The organism is Brevibacterium sp. UCMA 11752 (assembly GCF_021532235.1).
GTDB classification, from domain to species: Bacteria; Actinomycetota; Actinomycetes; order Actinomycetales; family Brevibacteriaceae; genus Brevibacterium; species Brevibacterium antiquum.
Genome location: NZ_JACBOS010000003.1, coordinates 1,341,098 through 1,364,911, shown reverse-complemented (window position 1 = coordinate 1,364,911; position 23,814 = coordinate 1,341,098). Strand labels below are relative to the sequence as shown.

15 protein-coding genes and 2 tRNA genes are annotated in these 23,814 nt (G+C 63.7%); 6 read left to right on the top strand and 11 right to left on the bottom strand.

What is annotated here, in order from left to right:
• Positions 1-26: 26 nt before the first annotated feature.
• Positions 27-1,724: a PucR family transcriptional regulator ligand-binding domain-containing protein gene (locus HU144_RS06050; protein WP_235350560.1), complete on the top strand. Its 1,698-nt coding sequence runs from the start codon at positions 27-29 to the stop codon at positions 1,722-1,724.
• Between the two features lie 124 nt (positions 1,725-1,848).
• On the opposite strand, the gene HU144_RS06045 is transcribed toward HU144_RS06050, so the two are convergent.
• From HU144_RS06045 to HU144_RS06020, 6 genes are all read right to left on the bottom strand, one after another.
• Complete coding sequence (locus HU144_RS06045; RefSeq protein WP_235350559.1) at positions 1,849-2,934, bottom strand: proline racemase family protein; 1,086 nt, start codon at positions 2,932-2,934, stop codon at positions 1,849-1,851.
• Between the two features lie 33 nt (positions 2,935-2,967).
• Positions 2,968-3,867: a dihydrodipicolinate synthase family protein gene (locus HU144_RS06040; RefSeq protein WP_235350558.1), complete on the bottom strand. Its 900-nt coding sequence runs from the start codon at positions 3,865-3,867 to the stop codon at positions 2,968-2,970.
• A 57-nt stretch (positions 3,868-3,924) separates the two neighbouring features.
• On the bottom strand, positions 3,925-5,232 hold the full coding sequence (locus tag HU144_RS06035; protein WP_328284316.1) for an NAD(P)/FAD-dependent oxidoreductase: 1,308 nt from the start codon (positions 5,230-5,232) through the stop codon (positions 3,925-3,927).
• A gap of 233 nt (positions 5,233-5,465) precedes the next feature.
• Entirely contained in the window at positions 5,466-6,221 is a 756-nt protein-coding gene (locus tag HU144_RS06030; RefSeq protein WP_198395954.1) for a GntR family transcriptional regulator, read from the bottom strand.
• A gap of 56 nt (positions 6,222-6,277) precedes the next feature.
• The gene (locus tag HU144_RS06025; RefSeq protein WP_235350556.1) at positions 6,278-6,871 is read right to left on the bottom strand and encodes a short chain dehydrogenase; all 594 of its coding nucleotides are present in this window, start codon (positions 6,869-6,871) and stop codon (positions 6,278-6,280) included.
• Positions 6,872-7,054: 183 nt separating this feature from the next.
• A tRNA-Ser gene (locus tag HU144_RS06020) sits at positions 7,055-7,143 on the bottom strand.
• A gap of 754 nt (positions 7,144-7,897) precedes the next feature.
• Between HU144_RS06020 and HU144_RS06015 the strand changes: the two genes are divergently transcribed.
• Both HU144_RS06015 and HU144_RS06010 read left to right on the top strand, forming a co-directional pair.
• Entirely contained in the window at positions 7,898-9,763 is a 1,866-nt protein-coding gene (locus tag HU144_RS06015) for an LCP family protein (RefSeq protein ID WP_235350555.1), read from the top strand.
• Entirely contained in the window at positions 9,760-12,048 is a 2,289-nt protein-coding gene (locus HU144_RS06010) for an FAD/NAD(P)-binding protein (RefSeq protein WP_235350554.1), read from the top strand. The genes HU144_RS06015 and HU144_RS06010 overlap by 4 nt, the downstream gene beginning before the upstream one ends.
• Before the next feature lie 282 nt (positions 12,049-12,330).
• On the opposite strand, the gene HU144_RS19385 is transcribed toward HU144_RS06010, so the two are convergent.
• Together HU144_RS19385 and HU144_RS06000 are read right to left on the bottom strand one after the other, a co-directional pair.
• Positions 12,331-14,739 (bottom strand): YhgE/Pip family protein, encoded by a 2,409-nt coding sequence (locus HU144_RS19385; protein ID WP_235350553.1) that lies wholly within the window; start codon positions 14,737-14,739, stop codon positions 12,331-12,333.
• Positions 14,736-17,606 (bottom strand): MMPL family transporter, encoded by a 2,871-nt coding sequence (locus HU144_RS06000; protein ID WP_235350552.1) that lies wholly within the window; start codon positions 17,604-17,606, stop codon positions 14,736-14,738. Before HU144_RS06000 ends, HU144_RS19385 begins: the two co-directional genes overlap by 4 nt.
• Before the next feature lie 204 nt (positions 17,607-17,810).
• Here HU144_RS06000 and HU144_RS05995 point away from each other — a divergent pair, with 204 nt between their 5' ends.
• Positions 17,811-18,458, top strand: coding sequence for a TetR/AcrR family transcriptional regulator (locus HU144_RS05995; protein WP_235350551.1), 648 nt, complete (start codon positions 17,811-17,813; stop codon positions 18,456-18,458).
• A gap of 52 nt (positions 18,459-18,510) precedes the next feature.
• Positions 18,511-19,488, top strand: coding sequence for a hypothetical protein (locus HU144_RS05990; protein ID WP_235350550.1), 978 nt, complete (start codon positions 18,511-18,513; stop codon positions 19,486-19,488).
• Between the two features lie 10 nt (positions 19,489-19,498).
• Here HU144_RS05990 and HU144_RS05985 read toward each other — a convergent pair whose 3' ends face one another.
• A complete protein-coding gene (locus tag HU144_RS05985) occupies positions 19,499-20,635 on the bottom strand; it encodes a C45 family autoproteolytic acyltransferase/hydolase (protein WP_235350549.1) in 1,137 nt (378 codons plus the stop codon).
• 34 nt (positions 20,636-20,669) lie between these two features.
• Entirely contained in the window at positions 20,670-21,764 is a 1,095-nt protein-coding gene (locus HU144_RS05980; protein WP_235350548.1) for an MBL fold metallo-hydrolase, read from the bottom strand.
• 469 nt (positions 21,765-22,233) lie between these two features.
• On the opposite strand from HU144_RS05980, the gene HU144_RS05975 reads away from it, so the two are divergent.
• Positions 22,234-23,607 (top strand): APC family permease, encoded by a 1,374-nt coding sequence (locus tag HU144_RS05975; protein WP_235350547.1) that lies wholly within the window; start codon positions 22,234-22,236, stop codon positions 23,605-23,607.
• An 84-nt stretch (positions 23,608-23,691) separates the two neighbouring features.
• On the opposite strand, the gene HU144_RS05970 is transcribed toward HU144_RS05975, so the two are convergent.
• Positions 23,692-23,779 (bottom strand) — tRNA-Ser (locus tag HU144_RS05970).
• Positions 23,780-23,814: the final 35 nt, after the last annotated feature.

Genomic DNA, 23,814 nt, shown 5'->3' with positions numbered 1-23,814 from the left:
CTGGAGACGGCGAAGGGAAGCGAACATTGGAAGCTTGGTCGCAGCGAGAACCTGATCTGACGATCGCGAACCTGCTCGACGTCGACGAGATCCGCCGCGGTGATCCCGAAGTCGTGACAGGCGGCGACCAGGTGGCGCGCGCAGTGAGGTGGGTCCACATCGCCGATTCGGAGAATGTCGCGCAGTTCCTCGAAGGCGGCGAACTCGTACTCAGCACAGGCTTGTCCTACCGGTCGTCACAGGAGTCGACGGCAAATTTCCTCGATCAGCTCGAATCCGCTTCTGCCGCCGGCGCTGTCATCGAACTCATTCATGACGATGGCCGACCCGATGACGAAGCCATCGAGAACGTGCGTGCTGCCGCCCGCGGTCGCGAGCTCCCGATCGTGATTCTGCGTCGCCGGATCAAGTTCGTCCGCGTCACGGAGCTCGCTCACCAGGAACTGCTCGGTCGGCAGCTTGCCCGCGTCGAGCGCGCCCGCACGGTCCACGAGGTCTTCACCCAGTTGAGCCTGGAGAGTGCTGGAGCCCAGGACATCGTCGACCGCACATCGGAGCTGCTGGGCTCACCTGTCATGCTCGAAGACGTCGGACATCGCCTTCTCGCCCACGCCGGCGATATACCCTCGTCGCGGACTGCTCGGTGTGACAGCAATGGCTCGGACCACCTCGGCGAGGGCCACGAACATGAACATGGGCACAACCATGTGCACAGGCACGGGCACGGGCAACGGTGGCTGCAGAATCCGGTGGGACTGCGAGATCGGAGGTGGGGCCGACTGCTCGCGCCGGGCCGCCTGGAATCCGACGAGGAGGCAGCACAGGTCATCGAGCGCGCCGCGCAGACTCTGACCTTGGCGCGGATGGCCGAACGCGACGAACAGGACCTTCTCATTCAGGCTCAGGGCGGACTGGTCCGCGAAATCATCGAATCGGCAGACGTCGACGAGAAGCAGGTCCGGATTCGAGCGGCGGACCTGGGGTTCGCACCACGGGGGCGCATGATCCCCGTGGTTGTCCGCGTTGATCGCGGTCCGAACACCGACCCGACATCACTCCAGCTGCGGGAACGGTCGCTGCACCGTGCATTCGTCACTGCAGCAACCGCTCACCGCTGCTCCACACTCTCCGCCGGACTGCAATCGGGTTCATTCGGTACCGTGGTGGCTCTGCCCCCAGGCACCGATGATGATGCGGTCCTCGAGGGGCTCATCGGTGAACTTCCCACCCGCGACACCACGGTCGGAGTCGGGCGGACGAGCGAGTCGATCGTCGACGCCGCCAGCCGGCTCGAATCCGCCAACCAGGTGGCCGAGATCGCATCGACGCTCGAGCTGCGACAACGGCAGTACTACCGATTCTCCGACGTGAGACTGCGCGGACTGCTCTCATCCCTGCGCGATGATCCGAGCGTTCGGGCCTTCGCCGAGGCAGAGTTGGCTCCTCTGCTCGAGGCTGAGAGCGGAAGCGGTGGCGGTGGCGGTGGCGGTGGCGGTGGCGGTGGCGGTGGCGGTGGCGGTGGCGAGGAGATGCTCACCCTCCTCGAACAGTTTCTCTCTCACAGCGGCAATAAGTCAGCGCTTGCTCGCAGCGGCTTCCTGTCCCGGCCGGCACTGTACGCACGCCTGGACAGACTTCAGGCCAAGCTCGGGGTCTCGCTGGAGGATGCGGAATCACGCACCGCCCTCCACGTCGCCATTCTGTGGCTGCGCACGAACCGGTGAGGTGAACTGCACGCAATGGATTCACCTTCCCAGCCTTTGCAAGACAATCACCGACCTTCGAGTTCCATATGCTGCTCCTTCGCCATGCACTGTCCATTCGCAGTCGGGAGAACTGACATCGAGTTCACTCCCCGGCCGTCATTCGGCCCATCCCCCGTCCCCAGATGTCGCCGACGGTATAGCCGACCGGGAACGGATCGTCGGATTCGAGGACGAGCTGGTGGAACCCTGTGATCCACCCGCGACCGCTGATCGTCGGCACGACCCCCGCAAGACCGCCCACGGATGCCGTCTCCTTCACCTCGGCGGTGAAAGTCGTGCCCATCATCGACTCGTGGACGAACTTCTCCCCGACGGCCAGCTCTCCCCTGGCATACATCGCTGCCACACGGGCGCTGGTTCCGGTTCCGCACGGCGACCGATCGAAAGTGCCTGACCAGGTGCTCGAATCATCAAGATCGATCTCCCCGTTGGGCAGGACCACGGCATTGCGGCCGTGCGTGCCCTCGGTTCGTGCCGGTCCGTGGATCATCGGCAGAGCGATCCCGTCGATCTCGGGGATGAGCGGATGGACGACGTCGAACGCATCGTCGGCGGCTTTCCTCATCACCGAGGCTGCCCGGATGATCTCCTTCGCGTTGACCGGCTCGAGGTCGATGCCGAGGTGCTCTGCCTTGGCTTGAACGTAGAACTGTCCCCCGAAGACGATATCGACGGGAATCGTTCCGTAGCCGGGAACCTCCAGTGGCAGATCAAGACCATGGACGAACGCGGGCACATTGTCGAAGGTGACCAGAGTGGCCCGGCCTTCTTCCACTCGTGCGCGCACCGTGACGATCCCGACCGCGGTGTCCACGCGCAGAGTGGTGATCGGTTCGAGGACATCGATCGCCCCGGTTTCGATGAGTGCGGTCACCGCGCAGATGAGGTTCGATCCCGACATGGGTCGGAATCCGCCCTGTTCCATGACGATCATGCCGAAGTCGCAACTGGGATCTGTCGGAGGGACGATCAGCGGCGAGCAGAGCCCGGGATATCCGCGAGGCTCCTGCAGGACCAGGGTCCGCAGGTCATCGAGATGGTCACGACAGTAGCGAAGACGCTCGACCATGGTCGCACCCTTGACTCGCAGACCGGAGCCCATGAGGACTCGGCCCGGTTCACCAGCCGCGTGTACGTCGACCGTCTGAATGAGCTGCCTGTTGGCCATTGTGTCGGTACCTCGTTCGAAAACGGTTGACGCTCAGGCGACGGTCTCGAGGCCTGCGGCGCTGAGGAGGCCTCGAAGTTCCTCTCGATACTCCGTCGCCAGCGGCAGAATCGGCGCGCGCGTCGGTCCTGCCGGCATCCCGACGAGTTCGACCCCGGTCTTCACTCCGCAGGCATAGCTGTGTGATTCGAGGAAGACACATATGGGGTGAATCTTCTCCCACAGATCCCGCGCTCGCGGCATGTCAGTGTCGATGGCCAACGCGTTGTACAGATCGACACACAGTCGGGGAATGAAGCTGGCTGCTCCCCACACACCTGCATCGGTTCCGAGTGCGAGCGCTGCGAAGGTCAAGGTGTCACAGCCGTTGATAGCTTGGATGTCATCGGACTGGTCGAGATAGACGGAGGTGAACTTCGAGAAGTCGCCGCTGGTGTCCTTGTAGCACGCGACTCCTCCTTCCCGACCAAGTAGGCCGAACTCTTCAGCGCTGACGTCAAGCCCGGTGGCGTCCGGAATGTTGTAGAACATGATCGGGATGTCGACGACGCTCGAGACTGCCCGGTAGTGGGCGATGGTCTCCTCGATTGACGGAGTGTCGTAGAAGGGAGGCACGATCATCAGAGCATCGGCGCCTGCTTCTTCGGCATCGCGGCTGAGCTCGATGGTCTCTGCCGTTGAGAGTGCCCCAGTTCCCGCAACCACGGGCACTCTCCCACCTGCCGCTTGAATGTAGGCGCGGTTGCCGGCCTTGCGCTCCGCGACAGTGAGTGCGGTGAATTCTCCGGTCGATCCGCCCGGCACCAATCCGTGGACGCCGTTGGAGATCATATGCTCGACCTGAGCCCCGATACCGGCGATATCGATCTCGCCGCCGTCAGGGCTGAACGGGGTGATGCATGCGGCATAGATGCCGGTGAAGGTGATTGACATGAGTGTGGCCTTTCAACTGGTGGCTGTCGTTCAACATCGGACGAGGAGCGGGAATGATCAGAATCGCTGTGGTGATATCCGCGCGAGGAGATCAGGACCGAGGGTGGATCTTCGGTCGAGCATGATGTCGGTGAGCACCTTCGCCGAGGCGGGTGCCAGGGTCAGCCCCAACATCGAGTGGCCGGAATTCACAAAGGCGTTCTTCGCCGTGCCCAGCTTGCCGATCACGGGAAGCCCGTCCGGTGTCATCGGCCGCGAGCCAGCCCACGGAGTCTGCTCACCGGTCGGTCCATCACCCCAGTCACGGAACGATTGTCTGGCCGCACGGCGAATGGCTTCGACACGGACGTCGTTGACTTCGTCATCTCGGCTGCCGAATTCCATCGTCCCCGCCAGCCGGAGCATGCCGTTGAGTGGGGTGACTGCGACCCTGGTGTCTTCGAGAGTCAGTGAGGTTCTCAGTCCTATCGGCGCGGGAGAGTAATCGATGCTGTACCCCTTGCCCGAATAGATGGGCAGTCGGCGGCCGAGCTCGCCCAGAAGCGCCCCGGTCGGCACGCCTGCGGCGACGACGACGGCATCGGTGGCGATGACCTCTGCGTCGGTGGTGACGATCGCAGTGACAGCGTCACCGCTGCGCACGAAGCTGCGCACGGTCACGCCCTCGCGCACTTTCACACCGATGTCGCCCAACTTCTTCAGCAGTCCGCGGTTCAGCGAGTCGGGTTCGATCTGTCGATCGGTGGGAAAGAACATCCCGTGGCGAATGCGGTCGCTCAGTGCCGGCTCCGCCTCCAGCAGGTCATCGCCGTGGAGTTCTTCCGCGACGTGACCAGCCGTTGCGAATGCCTTCAGGGTCTGAGCGTGTTCTTCGAATCGAGCGGTTGTCTCAAAAGCCAGGAGCACTCCCCGAGCATGCATCTCGAAATCGATGCCCTGGCGCTGATAGTCATCGAAGAGCGCATTCGCGTCTTCTCCCATACGCAGGTGCACGTCGAGACCTGCATCGAAGTCCTTGGCGTTGCAGTGCTGGGCCATCCGGAGCAGAAACTTCAGGTATCCGGGTGCCAGAGACGGTTTGATCGATAGGGGGCTGTCGGGCCTGAGCATCCATCTGACGCCCTGCAGCAGAACACCTGGCCCGGGAACCGGAGTGCTCTCAGCCAGTGCCACTTTCGCCGCGTTGCCATGGGAGGCGCCGGCGCCGCACTTTCCTGATTCGAGAAGCGTGACCTCGCAGCCGGCAGACGCCAATTCATAGGCGCTGGCCAGGCCCACCACTCCACCGCCGACAACGACTACCTTCATACAGGTCTCCCTCAGTGCCGACCGCGACCGACATCGGTCGCAGCTTAAGGATTGTATGACAATCCCTTGGGGATCACGCTACGCACTCGTGGTGATCGCGTCAATGCTCTTCCGCACAGAGTTTCCCAAGGGCCTGCGCGTCGGACCGGCTGATGCCCCGTTTGAGCTCTGGGAACAACCAGCCAGTCGGTGAGTCGGTCGGTGAGTCGGTCGGTGAGTCGACCAGCCGGTCGGCGAGTCAGCCGGTGAGTCGACCAGCCGGTCGGCGAGTCAGCCGGTCGGTTCAGGAGTCAGTCGGTCGATTCTGGAGTCAGCAAAGCGAGCTCCTGGGCGCTGTCCATGGTGTGAACGTCCAGGGCTGTGCGAATCTGCGCAGAATCACCCGTGCGGATCGCGCGCATCAGCGCCGCATGGATGGCATGCGCCCGTGCAGGATTCGTCCGGGTGAATTGGTCATAGGCCAAAACGATCGTCATCTGCGCTTCCATCACCGGCCAGATACGCATGAGCAGGTAGTTGTCCGCCGCTTCCCAGATTCCCCGGTGAAATCGCACGTGTGCTTCATGCAGGGCCAAAGGGTCCGATTCTGCAGTGGCCCTCTCGAACGTCTGCCATGCGTCTTCCAGCGCCTCCATCCTCCGGCCGGTCTTGTCGGCAAGGATCTCGCTGATCGCCTCGGTGTCCAGGGCGACCCGGATTCGAGCGATGTCGAGCAGAGAATCGGACTGAATATCGGCTACCCGAAGGCCACGGTAGGCCTCCTGGATCAGAAATCCGTCCCGCGCCATCTGATTGAGTGCCTCGCGAGCGGTCGGACGGCTGACGTCGAGAGAAGAGGTGAGCTCGGCTTCGATGATGCGCTGCCCCGGCCGGATCTCGCCGACCACGATTCGTCGTTTGATCTCATCGACGACGCGCTGCCGGCGCTCCGTATTGGAAGCAGGAGCCTGCGCCGCGCCGCCGGAGGATTTCTGCGGGGCGCCCGAGCTGGGAGCGCTTGCCGGTGTGTGCCCGATATCGTTTTTCGCTGATTCCGATGAGTCCACTCCGGCGCCTCCTGAACGATATCGACTACTGAGTTCGGTCAAATTGCCGGACTGGGTCAGACAGAGATGACCCTGCCGGTGACGTTTCCTTCGACGGAGCGCACGAACGCCGCAGCGACCTGCTCATCGGTCACCGGAACCATCCCCGCGAATGCGTCGTGGAAGTGAGGAGAGTTCGCCAGCACATTCGGGCTGACTGCATTGATACGGATGCCGCGCGGAAGCTCTGGGGCGGCGGAGATGACGAACGATTCGACGGCGCCGTTGACCAATGCGGCCGCAGCTGCCGTCGGCACAGGCTCTCGACTGAGCACACCGGTGGTCACCGTGATCGATCCGCCGTCATTGAGATAGTCGAGGCCCTGCGTGACGAATTCAACCTGGCCCAGAGCCTTCGACACAAAGGCGCTCATGTAGTCCTCACGCGTGAGCTCGGTGACCGGTTTGAATGCCGCAGAGCCCACCGCCACCACGATGGCATCGATTCGTCCGACAGCTTCGAGCAGCGAGGCAATCGATTCAGGATCCGAGGTGTCGACTCCAGGCTGAGTCGATCGGGACGCCGCAACGACGCTGTGGCCTCGCGCCTCCAACTCGGCTCGAGCAACCCCTCCGACGTGCCCCGCGGCTCCAACCAGCAAGATCTTCATGACACTGACTCCTCGTCGTTGCAGTGAAATACCACTCAGGATTGACTGACAATCCCGAGCTTAGGGGATGACGAGCAATCACACCAGAGATGGGGCACCGCTCACCCCTGACCCTGAAGTGCGAACAGACGAAAACCCCGCCTGACCGGTGTTTCACTGGTCAGACGGGGGTTTCTCACAACGCGGAGTCGGAGGGATTTGAACCCTCGGTCCCCAGTTCAAGGGACTTCACCTTAGCAGGGTGACGCTTTCGGCCGCTCAGCCACGACTCCAAATACTGATTCAATACCTCTCCTGAAAGAGAGTGCCGAACCTGCAGTTTGCACTACGGGGAACAGCCTATGCGAAACCAGCGGCGAAGAGCAAAGCGTACCGACAAAGAGTGGCCTTGATCATAATCCGGATAGAGTCGGAACACCGGAAAAACGGGGATGGCGGCCAGGTTCCTCTGCTCGCATACACGCGAATTCCAGCATTCATCAATCTACGGGCGTAAAATCGATCTGAAGTGTTCAGCGGTTTGCTCTCTGTCGGGTTTGGGAACGATGCTACGGAGGTGCCTCCTGCGCTGGCATCGATCATGATGCGCGCCGATAGCCGGCATCGTGAGCAACGCACACAGCACGAGACGTAAACCTACGAGGAGTTAAGAACTTGCCAGAGATTCCCCCTGACAAGCAAGGGCCGAATGGGAACGACCCCAATTCTCGCCCAGCTGGTCACCGTCTCCGCGCTTCTTCTCGTCCTCGATTCCGCGGCGATGCAACAGCCAGTGAGGATGAATCGAGCTCACTTCGTCCGTCATCGAACTCGCAGTCGAAGCCACAGCGGGCCTCCCCACAGTCGCAGAACTCAAGCAGGCAGTCGCAGAACTCAGCCAGACAGTCACAGAACTCCGCCGGGTCGCAGAATTCGGCCGATGCACGCCGTTCGTCCTCCGCCTCACAGCAGCCGAGCTCCTCGAACAATCAGTCGAAGGCACCGACGCCTCGTCCAGTAGCTCCACGCACTCGCCGCGAAGCACGGATGCTTCGTGCCGCGGGCGCCAGCGGGGCCTCCGCTGCAGGTGTGGCATCTGCCGCCGAGTCCCAGGAACGCAGTGCCAGCTCGCCGGAGCAGACCGCCTCCGCACCAGAGCCACGACCCGACAACGCCGCCCGGCGCGCCGATGCACGCGACCGCGGCCCCGCCTCGGCGAGGGCATCAGCAGACAGAGTCGCTGACGATGCAAGCGCAGCACCGCGGCGCAGAGACCGCCGAACAGACGAAGCGGCACGCCCCGCCGAGACCTCGCGCGCACGGCGCCACTCGTCGCGGGTCGGAGAAGCCTTCCCCAGCCTCGTCGGCTGGACCTCACTGAGTACCCTGCTGCCAGGCATCGGACTGCTGCGCACACGATTCCGGCCACTGGGCTTCATCCTGCTTGGCGGATTCGTCCTCACCTTCCTCATCGCCCTCGTCTATGTCCTCGTCAAAGGACCGATCCGCGCGTTCGGCACCGTCGTCTCAAGTCCGACGATGCTGACCTTCCTCGCGATCATCCTCGCCATCATCGGCGTGATCTGGGTCCTCACGATCGTGATCTCCCACTTGGGGCTACGCAAGGGTCACCGCTACGCCCCGTGGCAGAACAAGATGGCCGGCGTGCTCGTCGTCTCGCTCGCACTCATCGTCGGCATTCCCCTCGGCGTCGGTTCGGTCTACGCCCGAGTCCAGGGCGATACGGTCTCCAGCCTGTTCGGCGACAGCACAGGACATGCCAAGAGCGCCGAGGACCTCTGGGCCGACAAACCCTACATCAACGTCTTCCTCATGGGCCGCGACAACGGCGATGACCGTGAGGGCACACGTCCCGACACCATGCTCGTCGCCTCGATCGACACGAAAACCGGCAATACCGCACTGATCTCTGTACCGCGTAATCTCGCGTTCCCGATCTTCCCCGAAGGCAGCGAATTGGACAAGGCCTGGCCCGACGGCTTCCGGCCCACGGGTCAATCGTCGGTCGACCTCATCAACTCCGTCTGGCAGTGGGGCGAGCAGAACAAGGACGACATCGGCAACCCCCACGGCCTGGAACCGGGAATGTTCGCCACGATGCAGGCGGTGGAGGGCTCTCTGGGCCTCAACCTCGACTACTGGGCTTCGGTGGACATGGGAGGTTTCGAGGACGTCGTCGATGCCATCGACGGCGTGAAGATCGACGTCGAACGCCCCATCCCGATGGGCGGCGGCAAGTCGATGTCCGGAGCCGCCAACGAGGTCTACGGCTGGGTCGATCCGGGTCCGCAGACGCTGAGGGGCAAGGACGCACTCTGGTATGTGCGCTCACGTGAAGGCAGTGACAACTACGACCGCATGTGCCGTCAGCAGCGCATGATCAAGACCACCCTCGATCAGGTCGACCCCCGCGAACTCGCCACGGCGTACCCCAAACTCGCGAACTCGGCGACAAAGAACATCGCCACCTCGATTCCGCAGAACGAGGTCCCGGCCTTCATCGAACTTGCGATCTCGATGCAGAAGGGCGACGTCACGACGGTGCAGATCAACAACGACGTCACCCCCACGTACGACCCCGACTTCGACGTCCTCCACAAGTGGATCCTCGGCGAGGTCAAGGGCGCGTCCAAGGGTGAGGAGACGCCCAAGCCGACCAATACTGCAGCCCCGGAAGAGAAGAAGGACACCGCAGAGGAGGAGCCCACGGAAGGGGCCCCCGACGAGGAGGCAGCGTCCGAGGAGGCACCCGCCGGAGAAGAGGGCGGTGAGCCCACCGAGACCACGAAGCCCGGCGAGCCCAACGCCGAAGGCAAGTGCTACCCGAAGGGGTTCAAGCCCGGCGACGACTTCCCCGGCTACCCAGGCCCGGGAGCCGGAGATGAAGGGTGACGACTTCCTCGCCACAGTCGGGAGCCGGAAGCCCATCTGAGGTTCACTCACCCGCTGCAGACGGTCCAGACGCGCAGGCCCATTCGGTGTCGATCATCGGCGCCGGTCCGCGCGGACTCTCGGTCCTCGAGAGACTCGTCGCCCTCGCCGCCGAACGATTCTCGGGAGCAGATACACCGCCCACGGTCGTCATCCACCTCATCGATCCCTATCCTCCGGGTGCGGGAATCGTCTGGCGCACGGATCAGCCCGAGTCCCTGCTGATGAACACGACGATCGCCGAGCAGACGATCTTCCCCGATGCCAGCTGTTCGTTCGTCTCCCCGAATGGCGCCTCCGATCGGTTCGGTCCGAACATGGCACAGTGGTATCGAGATGAGGGCGGAACGGACCCCGTCGATGCCACGTTCCCCAGCCGGACTCTCTACGGCCGCTATCTGCGCGACTCCTATGCACGCATCCGCGACACGGCACCTGACTTCGTCACGATCGTCGAACACCCGACCACAGTCGAATCGGTCATCGATCTCCCGCCCGTCGAGCCTTTGGGCCACACGTCCACGGACCCTGAAACCGTGCCGCCGCAGCTGGTCCGCTGCGAGGACGGAACCGCAATCATCGCCTCGGCCGTCGTCCTCGCGGTCGGCCACATCCCCAGCGCGCAGACCGAGGAACGTGCCCGGCTCGCGGCCTTCGCACAGCGCACCGGCGGACTCTACATCCCACAGGGTCTGCCGGCTGAAGCTCCCCTCGCCGAGGTGGCACCCGGCAACCGTGTCATCGTCCGCGGCATGGGTCTGAACTACTTCGACCTGCAGACACTGTTCACGCATGAACGTGGAGGCCGCTTCGACCCGGATCCCGTCATCGCGGGCGAGCTGCGCTATGTGCGCAGCGGTGAGGAGCCTCGCCTGCTGCTCGGCTCGCGCCGCGGCGTCCCCTACCGCAGCAAACCCATCTGCCAGGCCCACCCGCGTTCGCCGTGGCCTCTGCGCTACTTCACGCGGGAGAACATCGCACTGCTGGCCGGACTCGACGACCTCGACGGTGACCGCACAGCGGGAGCACGTTTCAACGACCAGCTGTGGCCGCTCATCCTCGCCGACCTTCGTCTCGCCTACTACAGCACCCTGTCCAGGATCTGTCCCGAGGCGTTCGCCGGTGACCCTGGTCAGCTGCGTGAGGCCATCGCCGAGGCGGTGTCCCGACACCTGACCAGGCGCACCTGGCAGGAGACCCACCCGGAGGCACACGAGTCCACCGACTTACATGCTGGGAACACTGACGCCGCTGCGAAGTCACGCCAGCACGAAGCCGCCGAGGCTGCGCGCCAGGGCCGTGTCACCCGTGAGGCCTTCGCCTGGTCGGAGATCGAGGAGAGCCTTGTCCCCGACCCCGCTCACCGCATGTCATTGCACGAGCTGCTCAACCCGCTTGAGGGACGAGAGTTCGATAGCAGAGGTCCCAGGGAGGCGAACTCCCTGCACGAGTGGATGCTCGACTTCCTCCGCGCCGACCTCCACGATTCGCTGGCCGGCCCCGAGGGCAGTGCCGTAAAGTCGCTGTTCACCGTGCTCTGGCAGTCTCGGCTGCTGCTCAAAGAGCTCATCGTGGAAGGCCATATCGACCGGGTCAGCATCGACATGGAGATCTGCGGCTGGTTCGAAAGCTTCGTCTCCGGCATCTGCGACGGTCCTCCCCCGCAGCGCATCGCTGAGCTTCTCGCCCTGGCCGAAGCCGGCCTCGTCGAGTTCATCGGCCCGGACATGCGCATTGAGGCGAATCCCGATGTCTCTGCACCTGCACACGGGAGGCCCGCGGTTGCGAACGGGAGGTCCGCGGTTACGGGCGGCAGGCCCGCGGTTACGGGCGGGAGGCCCGCGGTTACGGACGGGGACCCGCTGCCGCAGATCTTCACGGTCGCCTCGGCGCAGGTCGCGGGTGGCATCACGGGCAGCGTCGTCATCGATGCTGCGTCACCGACGAACGCGGTGTCCCGGGCCGCCGATGTGCTGGTGCACGGGATGGTCGAACGCGGCCAACTCACGCCCGCCCGTCTGACCTTGGACGACGGTCGTGAGAAGTTCCTCAACGGACTGGCGCTCACGCCGCGGCCCTACCGCACGATCGATGTCGAAGGCACCGTGCACCCCCGCCGTTTCGCGCTGTCCATTCAGCTCTCCTCCGTCCAGTGGGGTCTGGCGATCGCCGCGAATCCCCAGACGAACGCAGCAACACTGAACGACTCCAACGCCGCAGCCACCGCCATTCTCGACCTCATCTGAGGGGTCCGCTGGGCGCAGGTCTCCGAACGCCCTGGCGCTGCGCGGCTGCGCTGCGGGGCTGAGCTCCCCGAGATGACCACAGTGGCGGGTGGCGCTGCGCGGCTGAGTACTCTGAGTCAGACTGAGCTGGTTGCAACCAACTCAGTCTGACTTCGACGATAGAACTCCGCAGCCTGTGGTCCGCCGCGATCCCCAGACGGGAATCAGGCGGAGCAGGCAGTCGGGAGAACGCTCATGGCTAGGTCGAAGTGGGTCTCCACCCACGCAGGTCTCCTCTACCCCCTAGGCGTCGGCCATCTCGAGGGCTGCTTCGGGCTTCGTGGTCCTGGCTCGCACGATCGCGAGCAGGGACATCACGACTCCGATGATCGCCCAGGCCAGCAGGCCACCATAGGCGGCCCCCACTCCCGTGGTTCCGGCGGTGATTGCGGCGAAGCCGTTCATCGCCGGCGTCAGCGGCAGGATCGGGGCAAGGAAGTCGAAGAAGCCGGGCACCGCGCCGATCGTTCGTCCGGCAACTGCGAGGACCACAGCGATCACCGACAGGAACCTGCCCACGCCGCCGAACCACGCCACCAAGGCGAAGTTGAGCACCATGAACACCAGCGCGGAGACGAACGTCAGGACCGCGATGTCGAAGCCTTGGACGGCACCGATGTCCAACACGCTCACCGCCAGGATCGACAGAACAAGGGCCTGCAGCAATCCGACGATCACGCCCGGCACCAAACCGCGCAGCCAGACTGCCGCTGAGGACTTCGTCGAGAGCAGGGTCGAAGCTGGGATCGGCTTGAGCACCGTGTAGGTGACGAGTCCGCCGACCCACAAGGCGAGCATGATGAGCAGCGCGAGCGTCGACCCCTGCAGCACATCGCCCGCGTCGGAGGAACTCGGCGCCTTGATGTTCTGAGAGGCGACGGTGGAGAGCTTGTCACGCTCCGGGGCCGAATAGGTGGGGACTTCGTCCGCGCCCTTCTTCACACCATCGGCAAACTTTCCGACGCCTTGCGAATACTTGTCTGTGCCCTCGGACAGGGTATCCAGTCCGCGCGCAAGGTCAGAGGTGCCGGTTGCGGCAGTGGAGACTCCGGTCGTGTACTTGTCGAGTCCGGTGGAGAACTCACCGAGTCCATCGGAGAGCTGTCCTGCACCGTCGTCGAGTTCGCTCGAGCCATCTGCGACCTTGGCGATGCCGTCACTGAGCTCCGGCATACCGTCGGCGAGCTTCTGATTGCCTTCGGCGACACCGGAGGCCCCCTCACGCAGCCCCTTCGAGGCCTCGAGCAGCTTCGGAGCATTCTTCGAGATGTCCTCCATGCCCTTGGTGAGTTCGCCGAGGCCGTCTTCCAGGCCCTTGACGAACTTGCTCATGCCGTCGCTGAGTTCATCGGCACCATCGGCGAGCTTGTCCGCGCCGCCGAGCAGCGACTGCCCGTCCTTCTTCTGTTCCAGACCGTCGACGGCGCTGTTCAGCCCGCCCGAGGTGCCGTTGAGGAGCCCCTGAGCGTAGGCCTTCTCGATGCCGGCGCAGACCTCATCCGGTGTGCCGACAGGGCACATCTGAGCACGTGCCTGATCGGCCTCGTCCTGGGTCATCATGCCCGCCGAAACGAGGTCGTCGAGACCGGTCACGGTTCCGCTCTTGGCGAGCTGATCGGCCTGGTCGGCACCTTCCTGGAGACCGTCGCGGTACTGGCCGAGACCAGATGACAGGCCTTCGGCGCCCTCGGAGACACCCTTCGCGCCCTTGTCGAGGTCTTTGCCGCCCTTGACGAGGTCATCGATTCCGCCCTCGCCGGAGCCCGAGTCACCGGAACCGGCGAAGCCCTTGATGATCTGGTCGATCGACTTCGTGTACTTATCGACTCCACCGGAGAGCTCCCCTGCGCCGTCGGCCAGCTTCTGCGTGCTGTCGGGCAGATCCGCGGTCTGCTTCTTCATGTCCTGCAGACCGCCCGAGAGCTCGGAGGTGCCCTTCGACAGTTCACCAGCACCCTTGGACAGGTCCCCGGCGCCCTTGTTGAGTTCAGATCCTGAGGAGTCGAGCTTCTCCATGCCGTCGGAGAGTTCGCCCGCACCGCTTGCGGACTTCTTCGTCCCCTTCGCCAGATCCTCGCCGCCGTCATCGAGCTCTCCTGCGGCGTCCCCGAGGTCCTTCATCTGATCACCCATGTCGTTGAAGCCGACATAGATGTTGTCGAGATAGGTCTCGGTCATCTTCGTGTTGAAGGTTGTCCGCGCCACCCCGGCAACGGACTGCGCGATCTGGGTGTCGGCGGCCGGAGCCACCCCGGAGACATCGACGTCGAGCTGCGTCTGAGTTGCGGACTTGGCGTCGCTGACCGAGGTCACAGCCCTGGAGAAGCCCTCGGGGATGGTCAGGGTCGCAGCGTAGGTCCCATCGGACATGCCCTTCTTCGCATCGTCTTCATCGGTGATGACCCAATGGATGTTCTTGTCCTCTTCGCCCACGAGCCCACTGGTCAGCTGCCGGCCGATCGGCACGGTCTCACCATCGACCTCGGCACCGTCATCGTTGTTGACGATCGCGGCCTCGATCGTATCGAGGCGATCGGTGCTGTTGTACGTGGCCAGAATGAATCCAGCGGCCACGATGATCGGGATGAGCACCAGGCCGAAGAGGGACAGCCAGGTCACGGGCCGTTTCGAGTTCGCACGTTCGAGTCTCACGACTGCACGCCTTCCATTTCGCTGCGACCGGCCGCGTGGGCTTGCACGCCGCCGTTGTCATTGTCGGTTCCACGCTCAGCCTCGGGCTTGGCCTCATCGAGGTCGAGGTGGAAATAGTTCGTATTCGGGGACAGGATCCCAGTGACGTCGCCGCCGGGCAGACCCAGCACGATTGCCGTGCCCTCGGCCTGCAGATCATAGACAAGATCGCGCAGATCGCGACCGTCCCGGCCTCTCTCATCAGCCAGTGCGCCTGCTTCGCTGATGATGAGCAGATCCGGCGCCGAGGTGCGCAGCTGTGAGAGCTCGCGTGCCCCTGGCATCTTTCCAGGCCCGTTCTCATCGAGGTCGAAGTACGGAACACGACGACGGATCCGTCCCGCATGTTCGGGCAGGACCATGTCTCCGATCTTCATCTCACCGGCGGTCAGTGAGACACGACCGGAGAGGGCGAGCAGAAGTGCCTTGCGCGCGTGGCCGCTGGCGACGAGGATCTGGCCCGGTGAGAGGGAGATCTCGACCTGGGCGAATCCGCGTCGGCCCGAGCTCACAGCGATGCCGCGGCCGTAGACCCGGTACTCGGAGTCCGGCTCCGGCCAGTCCCGCAGAGCCACCTCATGGGCCAGCCCCTCTCCTTCGACATCGAGTCGGGGCAGGATGCGGTCGAGCCATTTCGGCAGCCACCAGGCCTTGTCGCCGAGCATCTGCATGACGGCAGGCACCAAGGACATGCGCACCAGGAAGGCGTCGACGAAGATGCCCGAGGCCAGAGCGAGTGCGATGGACTTGATGATCGGCTCGCCGGCAGGAACGAAGGCGGCGAAGACGGAGAACATGATGATCGCCGCTGCCGAGACGACTCGAGCAGAGGAGGCGAAGCCGGCCTTGATCGCATCTCTGGCGGTGGCCCCATGAACGTAGGCCTCGCGCATTCCGGAGACGAGGAACACCTCGTAGTCCATGGCGAGGCCGAACAGGATGCCCATGAGGATGATCGGCAGGAAGCTGATCACCGGCCCCGTCGAGTCGATGCCCAGCGGACCGGCGAAGAGTCCGTCGTGGAAGACGAGGACCACGGTGCCGAAGGAGGCGAAGACGGACAGGAGGAAGCCGCCGGTGGCCTTGATCGGCACCCAGATCGAACGGAAGACCATCATGAGCAGGATGATCGAGAGTCCGACGACGAAGATGCCGAAGGGCACGAGCGCCTTGCCGAGCTGGTCGGAGACGTCGATCTGGATCGCCGTGGCGCCGGTGACTGCGGTTTCGAAACCGTCCTCGTCCTCGATGTCCGCGCTCAGGTCCCGGAGCCGGTCGACGGTGTCGAGAGTCGCCGGATCTTCGGAGCTGGTGGTGGGGATGATCTGGAACAGAGCTGTCGTCGCATCCCGGTTCGGGGTGGCGAGGACGACCTGGTCGACGCCGTCGACGTCTTCGATCTCGTTCTCGATCTTCTCGACATCATCGAGGGGGTCATCAGAGGTCACGATCTCGCTGGTCATCACCAGCGGTCCGTTGAACCCTGGCCCGAAGTGCTTGTCGATGAGGTCGTAGGTGGTTCGGGCGGGCGTGCCCTCCTCCTGGCTACCTGCGGTCGGCAGGGAGAGCTGGAGGTTGGAGGCGGGGATCGCGAACAATGCGAGTCCGCCGACGATGATCACGACCGTCAGCAGCGGAATCTTCGTCACAACGCGCAGCCAACCGGCGAAGAACTTGTTCATGATCGTCTTCGGGTAGGGTTCACCGGCCTCAGCCTCCGCCTCGGCGGCAATCGATGACCGGGAGACGGAGTCGTCCGCCTTCTTCTGTGCGGTCGCGAACGCCCGGCGGTAGCGCTTCGTCGGCTTGGGGGTGATCTTCTCCTTGACCAGTCCCAGCAGCGCGGGAACCATCGTCAGGGAGATCAGCACGGCGATGACGACGGAGCCGGAGGCGCCGATGCCCATGACGGTGAGGAACGGGATTCCAGCCAGGGACAGGCCGAGCAGCGCGATCATCACGGTCATACCCGCGAAGACCACAGCCGATCCGGCAGTGGCGACGGCCCGTCCTGTGGCCTCGAGCGGATCGTGGCCCTCGGCCAGGAGCGCCCGGGCTCTGGAGACGATGAACAGCGCATAGTCGATGCCGACCGCCAGGCCCAGCATCAGCGCCAACATGATCGATGAGGAGTTGACCGCGCCGAAGGCCGTGGATCCCACGACCAGGAGAACGGAGATGCCGACGCCGATGAGGGCCGTGATCAGGGGCATGCCCGCTGCGCGGAAGGACCCAAGGGTGAGCAGCAGAACGATGAAGGCGATGACGACGCCGATGCCTTCGACCCAGGAGATCGCCACACCGGTGATCTGGAAGAGTTCGCCGCCGCCTTCGACCTGGGAACCGTCCGGCAGTGCATCGCGAAGCGGTTCCAGTTCATTCAGGAGATCATCGGGTGCGGCCTCGCCGACCTCCTGCTGGGTGCCGTCGTACTGGACGGAGATCATCGCGGCGGATTCGTCGCCGCTGATGGCACCTTCGACCATGTCGTCGAAGGGTGAGGTCACGGCATCGACGTGCGGGAGGTCTTCGAGCCGATCGACTTCCTTCTCGATCTCGTCCTTGTACGTGGAGTCCTCAACCGAGTCACCATCGGCGGCGACGACGATGACGGACGCCGCGACGCCCGAAGCTTCGGGGAACGTCGCCCTCATCGAGTCCAGTGCGACCTGGGCTTCGGACCCGGGGAGGGTGAAGTCGTCGTCGAAGTCCTTCGCGAAAGCTGCCACACCGGCACCGACGAGTCCGAAGATCACCAACCATCCAGCGATGAATCGGATGGGAGCGCGATAGGCACGGCGACCCAGGGCGTATAGGAATGTTGACACAAAGACCTCGATACAAAAGTGTATTGGATACAGTAATGTATTGTTGTTGACTCAGTGCCCTCAGCGCAAATGCATCAGGGGTTTCGTGAAGATTCTCATCAGATGCCCAGGCCGACACCGATGTGCACGGGCCACACCAGCACCGCCCCTGCGACAGCAACACCGCCACACAGCACCACGACCACCACGACGATGAAATGTTCGATGAATACAGACAATCTCAGCGCCCGCAGACGGCAGACCCGATCCACCTTGGTGGAGGCGGGCGTGTCCGTCTTCGCCGTCAAGGGCATCGACGGGGCTTCGATCGAGGAGATCTGCGAGGCCGCCGGGTTCACGCGAGGCGCGTTCTACTCGAACTTCTCCGGCCGCGACGATCTGGTTCTGGCCACGATCGAACAGCGCACCTCCCACGACCTGGACATGCTCGACGCCAGCATCGAACGCTGGCGCGATCGCCTCAACTCCAGTCGCCCCGAGGACATCGAAGGCTTCCTCCGGGAGTTCATCGACGACACCTTCAGCCAGAAGAGGCCCACCGCCGCCGAGGTGATCGCTGAGCATGAGATCCAGTTGTACTGTCTGCGTACGCCTGGCCTCTACCCCAGGTACGAAGAGCTGCACTCTTTCCAAGGACAGCGGATCCTATCGCTGATCGAAAATGCCATCGACTTCGCGGAAGCCGCCTCGACGATTCCGCTCAAGGACCTCATTGAAGCGCTCACCGCCGTCCACTCGCAGTCATCTCTGCGCGCAGCTGCCGGGAAGCGACTTCACGAGGTCGTCGAGATCGACTCGACGCAGATGGTGCGGATCCTCAGTCGACTGCTCGACTTCTCGCAGAAGGCCTAGGCTCGCCACCGCTAACGCCCAGGACCGGCACCAAGGCACTAAAGTGGTGGCCGTGAATGAACTACAGCGCGAATATTACGCCTTCATCAACAACATGGATGTCCGCCTCGGCGCCTTCGTCCTCGCCGACCTGCCCGAGACCTTCGACAAGGAAGACGGGGACACGGTGCCGTTCCCCAAGGACTTCGGTCCCAAGTCTCTGCCGATGCTCGAGTTCTTCGTCCTCTCCCAATTCTCCTCCCCTGACGAGGTGATCGACCCGGAGAACCGCAGATTCGTCGAGGGTCTCATCCGCTACCTCGGCGAGACCTACCTCCGTGCGATCGGCGGAGCCTGGGATCACGACGAGGAGACCGGAAACGGGATGCCCTTCATCCGCCCGGACACCGAAGAGGGTCCGCTGAAGGGTGAGCCCATTCCCATCCTGGCGATCATCCTCGCCGCGGTCGATGCCCGGACCGCCGAGGTCTTCACGGCTGTCCTGACCAAGGCCCGCGAGAACCTCGGCGGTGACGGCGAGCCGAAGCGCAGCTGCACCGGCCTGGCGATGGGGATGCTCACCGCTGAGAATTCCAGCGAGGAAGAGGTCGAGTTCCTCTCCCGCTTCATCGGCACCGTGGAACCGGGCATCGCCGCCTGGACACAGGAACAAGCCGATCCGTCCTCATGGGAATTCGGACGCGAGGCGCTGGTCCGGCTGGGTAAGCAGCTCAAGGCCCGCTACGATTCCCGCGATGAGATGATGACGGAAGACGAGACTGAGTTCGTCGCCGGAGCGATGCGCTTCATCGGCGAGTCCATCCGGAGGATCGGTTTCGGACAGTGGCGCTACGGCGCGAACCTCGAGGCCGATGACCCCCGCAGCAGGCAGCCATTCATCCGATTCCGCGTCGGCGATCAGAACCTCGACATGGTGCCGTGGCGCCTGGCTCAGACGGCGCTCGATGATTCGAACTCGATCGCCTCCGGCCTCGACACGATCATCTCGATGCGCGAAGAAGAGGCAGCAAGCGAAGCCGCTGATGCCTGACGTTCACAGCTCAGAGCTGATAGCGGCGGTTGCCCTGCATTCCGTCTGCCGGTGAACCGGGAGCCAGGTCGATCTGCTTGCGCTTCGGGTCGATCTGCACGGTGACCAGGGTCGCCGACCGGTCCCCGTAGGCGGCACCTGGAGTCGGGGTGCAGGACACGGGCGCTTCGTCTGGCCCTGTGATCAGAAGATCGATGAGCTCGGCCGTCGACTCAGGAGGACCTGAAGTTCCGGCTCGGGCGGAGTATTCCTCCAGTCGCCGCTCGAGGTGAGCGTGGCGTGCCCGTGAGGTCGACGTCGCGTTGAGCTCGAGGCTTCCGGGGACGAGGTCGGGGTGGAGGAAGTGGTTCGTGTGCAGCAGGAATCCTGACTCCGAGCCCGGCGATGTGCTCGCCCCTCCGGCTCGTCGCTCACGTTTCTGGGCGTTGGCGATCTCGACCTGAACCACCTCGTCGGCGGTGACCACCGTGATGATCGACGAGGAGGTGGTGGGCGCCGAGTGGATGATTTCGAGCGCCTCGTCCAGTGTCGTCGCCGTCGACAGGACGCGTTCGAGGATCATGTGGATGGGCACTCCACCGGCCCCGTCGCCCTCGTGCTTGAGGATGTTGAGCAGGACGCCGACTCCGGCTTCGTTGAGTCCGATTTTGCCGAGCATCCCGTATTCGGCGATGCCCACATGACGCTGCTGGCCGGGCACAGCGCCCACATCGTTGATGTGCCACAGCGTCGAGAAGTCGGCAGCCCAATCCCAGTTCTGCGCGGCAAGCGAGCTTCCCGGGCGGGTGAAGCTCACGGTCGAGCACTCCGTCGCCGAGGCCGGTGCCAGGGTCATGATCTCCGTGCGGGCGATGACCTCCATCAGTTCGTCCACGGGCACCTGCGCGCCCTCGGCTACGGCCGCGACCTCCTCGGCGGCCTCCGGCGACCATGCCTGGAGACGTGCGTGACTCGACGCGGCAGCGGTACGGACGTCCGCCTCGGCGATGGACAGGAATTCGAAGTAGCGCCGGTAGCCGGCGATCGCGGATTCGATGCCCGTGCGCAGCTCACGCCCGCGCTGGGCACCGCGCTGGACGTGGTCAGCGGCTCGCGAGATGAAGGTCTCGGGCCTGACCTCGGCTGCGGGAACGTATTCGGTGCTCATCAGCGTCTCCTCTTCTCACTGGGGCGTGCTCGCCTTACGCCTGTGGGACGAGCGACCCCGCTCCGACTTCGATGTCCAGGTAGTGCATGTGGGCGGCGGTCTCTGCCAGGGCGGCGAACAGGTTGAAGTTGTGCAGCGATTCGAATCCGCGCGACCAGTGCAGGCCCTGCGCGATCGAGTAGACGCTGTGGTCCTCGGTGGCCTCCATGCGCGCGGTGATCTCATCCAGACGCTGCTGATGATGGTCGACGAGTTCACGCCTGCGGTCGTGGAGACCCTGGAAGCGGAACCCGTGCGCCGGCAGGACCGCCACCTCGGCGTCCAGCTGGCCGATTTTGTCCAGAGAACCCAGATAGTCGCCGAGGCTGTGCGTGATTGCGCCGCTGTCGAGCCCGATGTTCGGGGTGATCGTCGGAAGCACGTGGTCGCCCGAGAACAGCAGCTGGTCCTCATCGCGGATGAAGACCGAGTGGCCGTAGGTGTGGCCCGGTGTCCACAGCGCCCGCAGCGCGCCGGATTCCAGCGGCAGTTCGGAGCCGTCCTCGAGGATGGTGATGCTGTCGGGCATGCTGCTCATCAGCAGCGCGAAGTCGTCCTTGGATCCGGCGCCGCCCTTGTCCTTCTTACTGCCGTCCTTCTTGCTGACCTGGAGGCTCTCGACCTCGGACCAGCGGTCTTCGGGAACTCCGTAGGCGCGAGCGATGTTGATGCTCGGGTCGACGCCGGTGCCCAGATCCACGCTCTGGGAGAAGAACCGCTTGATCGAGCGCAGATCTTCGCCGTGCATGGCGACCCACATGTCAGGGTTCTTGTGGAGCAGCGCGGGAACCAGCCCGATGTGATCGCGGTGGTAATGGGTGATGGCGATCCCGTGCACGTTCGCGACAGTGAATCCCAGTGATCCCAGCGCCGAGGTGAGCGCCAGGTACTGGTCCTTGCCGTCCCAACCGGGATCGATGAGGATCAGACCCGAGCCGTCCGCGATGCCGTAGCAGTAGGTGTAGACGAGTGGGTTGTTGGGGATCGGGACTGGGATCGCCCAGACGCCTTCGGCAACGTTCTCCACTGGGGGCAGAACTCTGTCTTTCCACGCCTTCGACTGCGCCGAGCTGAGTGTTTCGATCGCCATTGTTCGCCGTTGCCTCTCTTCGTCGAGCATGATGGCCGGTCCCGTTGGGACCGAACCATTGCGAGCCCGTACTTCTGCGGGCCGACATTGCCAATGCTGATCAACCTACTCTCTTTTCGCTGGTACTGAAAAGTCGTTCGATAGGCGGGATGGGATAAGCGTGGTGGAGGAAGCGTGGTGCGGCGCCACCACCTCGGCGCCGTGATGAGCACAAGGCCCTGCGCGAAGTGCTGGCGTTGGGCACCTGATCCGGACTCGAATCTATACGAGCAATCAGCAACTGGGGCTACTGGATTCGTTGTGAATATCCCGCCTTAGCTGAAGTTATCGTTTCGTTTCGTGAGAATGATTGCGTTTTCGGTTGTACAGAGGATAGTGTCTATGGCGCAGATCACTTATGCGCCTGTGCGAACGCACGGTCGGGTGGGAGCGCTGCGACATTCGGCAAGACTCATTGGGGAGGATTGATATGGCTGCGTCAGGGTCACTGAAACGCAACCTCGGGCTATGGTCCATCGTCGGGCTCGGTCTCGGATATATGACGCCGACGGTGGTCTTCGATACGTTCGGGATCGTGTCGGACGAAACCGACGGGGCGGTGCCCGCCGCGTACCTCGTCGCGCTCATCGTCATGATCTTCACGGCCTTCAGCTACGGAAAGATGGTCAAGGTCTTCCCGACAGCGGGTTCGGCCTACACCTACACTCGCGAAACCATGAGCCCGGGACTCGGCTTCCTGGTCGGCTGGACCTCGCTCATGGACTACCTGCTGCTGCCGATGGTCAACTGCCTCATCGCCCGCCTGTATATGGAGTCGCTGGTTCCCGATGCCCCCGCCTGGGTGTGGGTGGTCCTCTATACCGTGATCATGACCGGCATCGTCACCACCTCCATGCGCGGAACGGCCAACTTCAACGCCGTCCTCCTTGTCTTCGCCGTCACCATGGTCGCTCTCTTCTGCATCATCGCCGTCGTCAATCTGACCAACGGCGAGGGATCCGGAATCGTCTTCAGCGCCGAGCCCTTCATGCATGAGGGCGTGCACATGTCCGCGTTGCTCACTGGCGCCACCGTGGTCTGCTTCTCCTTCATCGGCTTCGATGCTGTGACGATGTACACCAATGAGGCCAAGCATGTGAACCTCATGCCCAAGGCGATTCTGCTGACAGTGGTCGCTGGTGGACTCATCTTCCTCGTCGCCAGCTACTTCGCTCAACAGCTCTTTCCCGACAATTCGCAGTTCAGCGTCGTCGACGACCCCCTGCCGGAGATCGGTCTCCTCACCGGAGGGCACGTCTTCATGGGCTTCTTCCTCGCAGCTGCCTTCGCCGCCACTGTGGCATCGGGCCTGGCCTCCCATGCCTCGGTCTCGCGCATGCTGCTGGTGATGGGACGCAATGGCGTGCTGCCGCGCAAGGCCTTCGGCTACATCCACCCGAAGACTCACACCCCGATGTTCAACATCATCCTGGTCGGCGCGGTCTGCCTGTTGGCGATGTCGTTCAGCCTCGAGTTCATCTCCGCGCTGATCAACTTCGGAGCCCTCATCGCCTTCACCTTCGTCAACCTCACCGTGATTGCGCACTTCGCGTTCCGCACCAGACAGGTGGTCGACTTCAAGTCGGCGTTCAACTACGTGGTGATGCCGGCGATCGGCGCAGTACTCACCGGCATCCTGTGGGTGAGTCTGCACGAGACCGCACTGATCGGCGGCGCGATCTGGCTGGCCATCGGCGTCATCTACCTGGCCGTGCTCACCCGCGGCTTCAAGCGCACAGTCCGCAGCTTCGACGACCCCGAGGCCGACGCTGAGATGTCCGAACCGGAGGCAGTTCAGGAGTAAGTTCCGGCCGCGCTGGGCTGGGCTTGTTGTGAGAAAGTCCCCGTCGCTGTCGTTTTCACGATGCGAACGGGGACTTTCACTTTGCGGAAGCGGTGGGATTCGAACCCACGGAGCGGGGTTGCCGCTCAATGGTTTTCAAGACCATCTCCTTCGGCCGCTCGGACACGCTTCCAAGGGTTCGCAATGAACCACGGCCTGCTCCGCACG

Bases quoted from the DNA above. Each gene is read 5' to 3' on its own strand.
- HU144_RS06040 (WP_235350558.1), bottom strand. From the start codon at position 3,867: ATGTCAATCACCTTCACCGGCATCTATGCCGCATGCATCACCCCGTTC.
- HU144_RS05980 (WP_235350548.1), bottom strand. From the start codon at position 21,764: ATGGCGATCGAAACACTCAGCTCGGCGCAGTCGAAGGCGTGGAAAGAC.
- HU144_RS06015 (WP_235350555.1), top strand. From the start codon at position 7,898: ATGCTTCGTGCCGCGGGCGCCAGCGGGGCCTCCGCTGCAGGTGTGGCA.
- HU144_RS06025 (WP_235350556.1), bottom strand. From the start codon at position 6,871: ATGAAGATCTTGCTGGTTGGAGCCGCGGGGCACGTCGGAGGGGTTGCT.
- HU144_RS06045 (WP_235350559.1), bottom strand. From the start codon at position 2,934: ATGGCCAACAGGCAGCTCATTCAGACGGTCGACGTACACGCGGCTGGT.
- HU144_RS05985 (WP_235350549.1), bottom strand. From the start codon at position 20,635: ATGAGCACCGAATACGTTCCCGCAGCCGAGGTCAGGCCCGAGACCTTC.
- HU144_RS05995 (WP_235350551.1), top strand. From the start codon at position 17,811: ATGAATACAGACAATCTCAGCGCCCGCAGACGGCAGACCCGATCCACC.
- HU144_RS05975 (WP_235350547.1), top strand. From the start codon at position 22,234: ATGGCTGCGTCAGGGTCACTGAAACGCAACCTCGGGCTATGGTCCATC.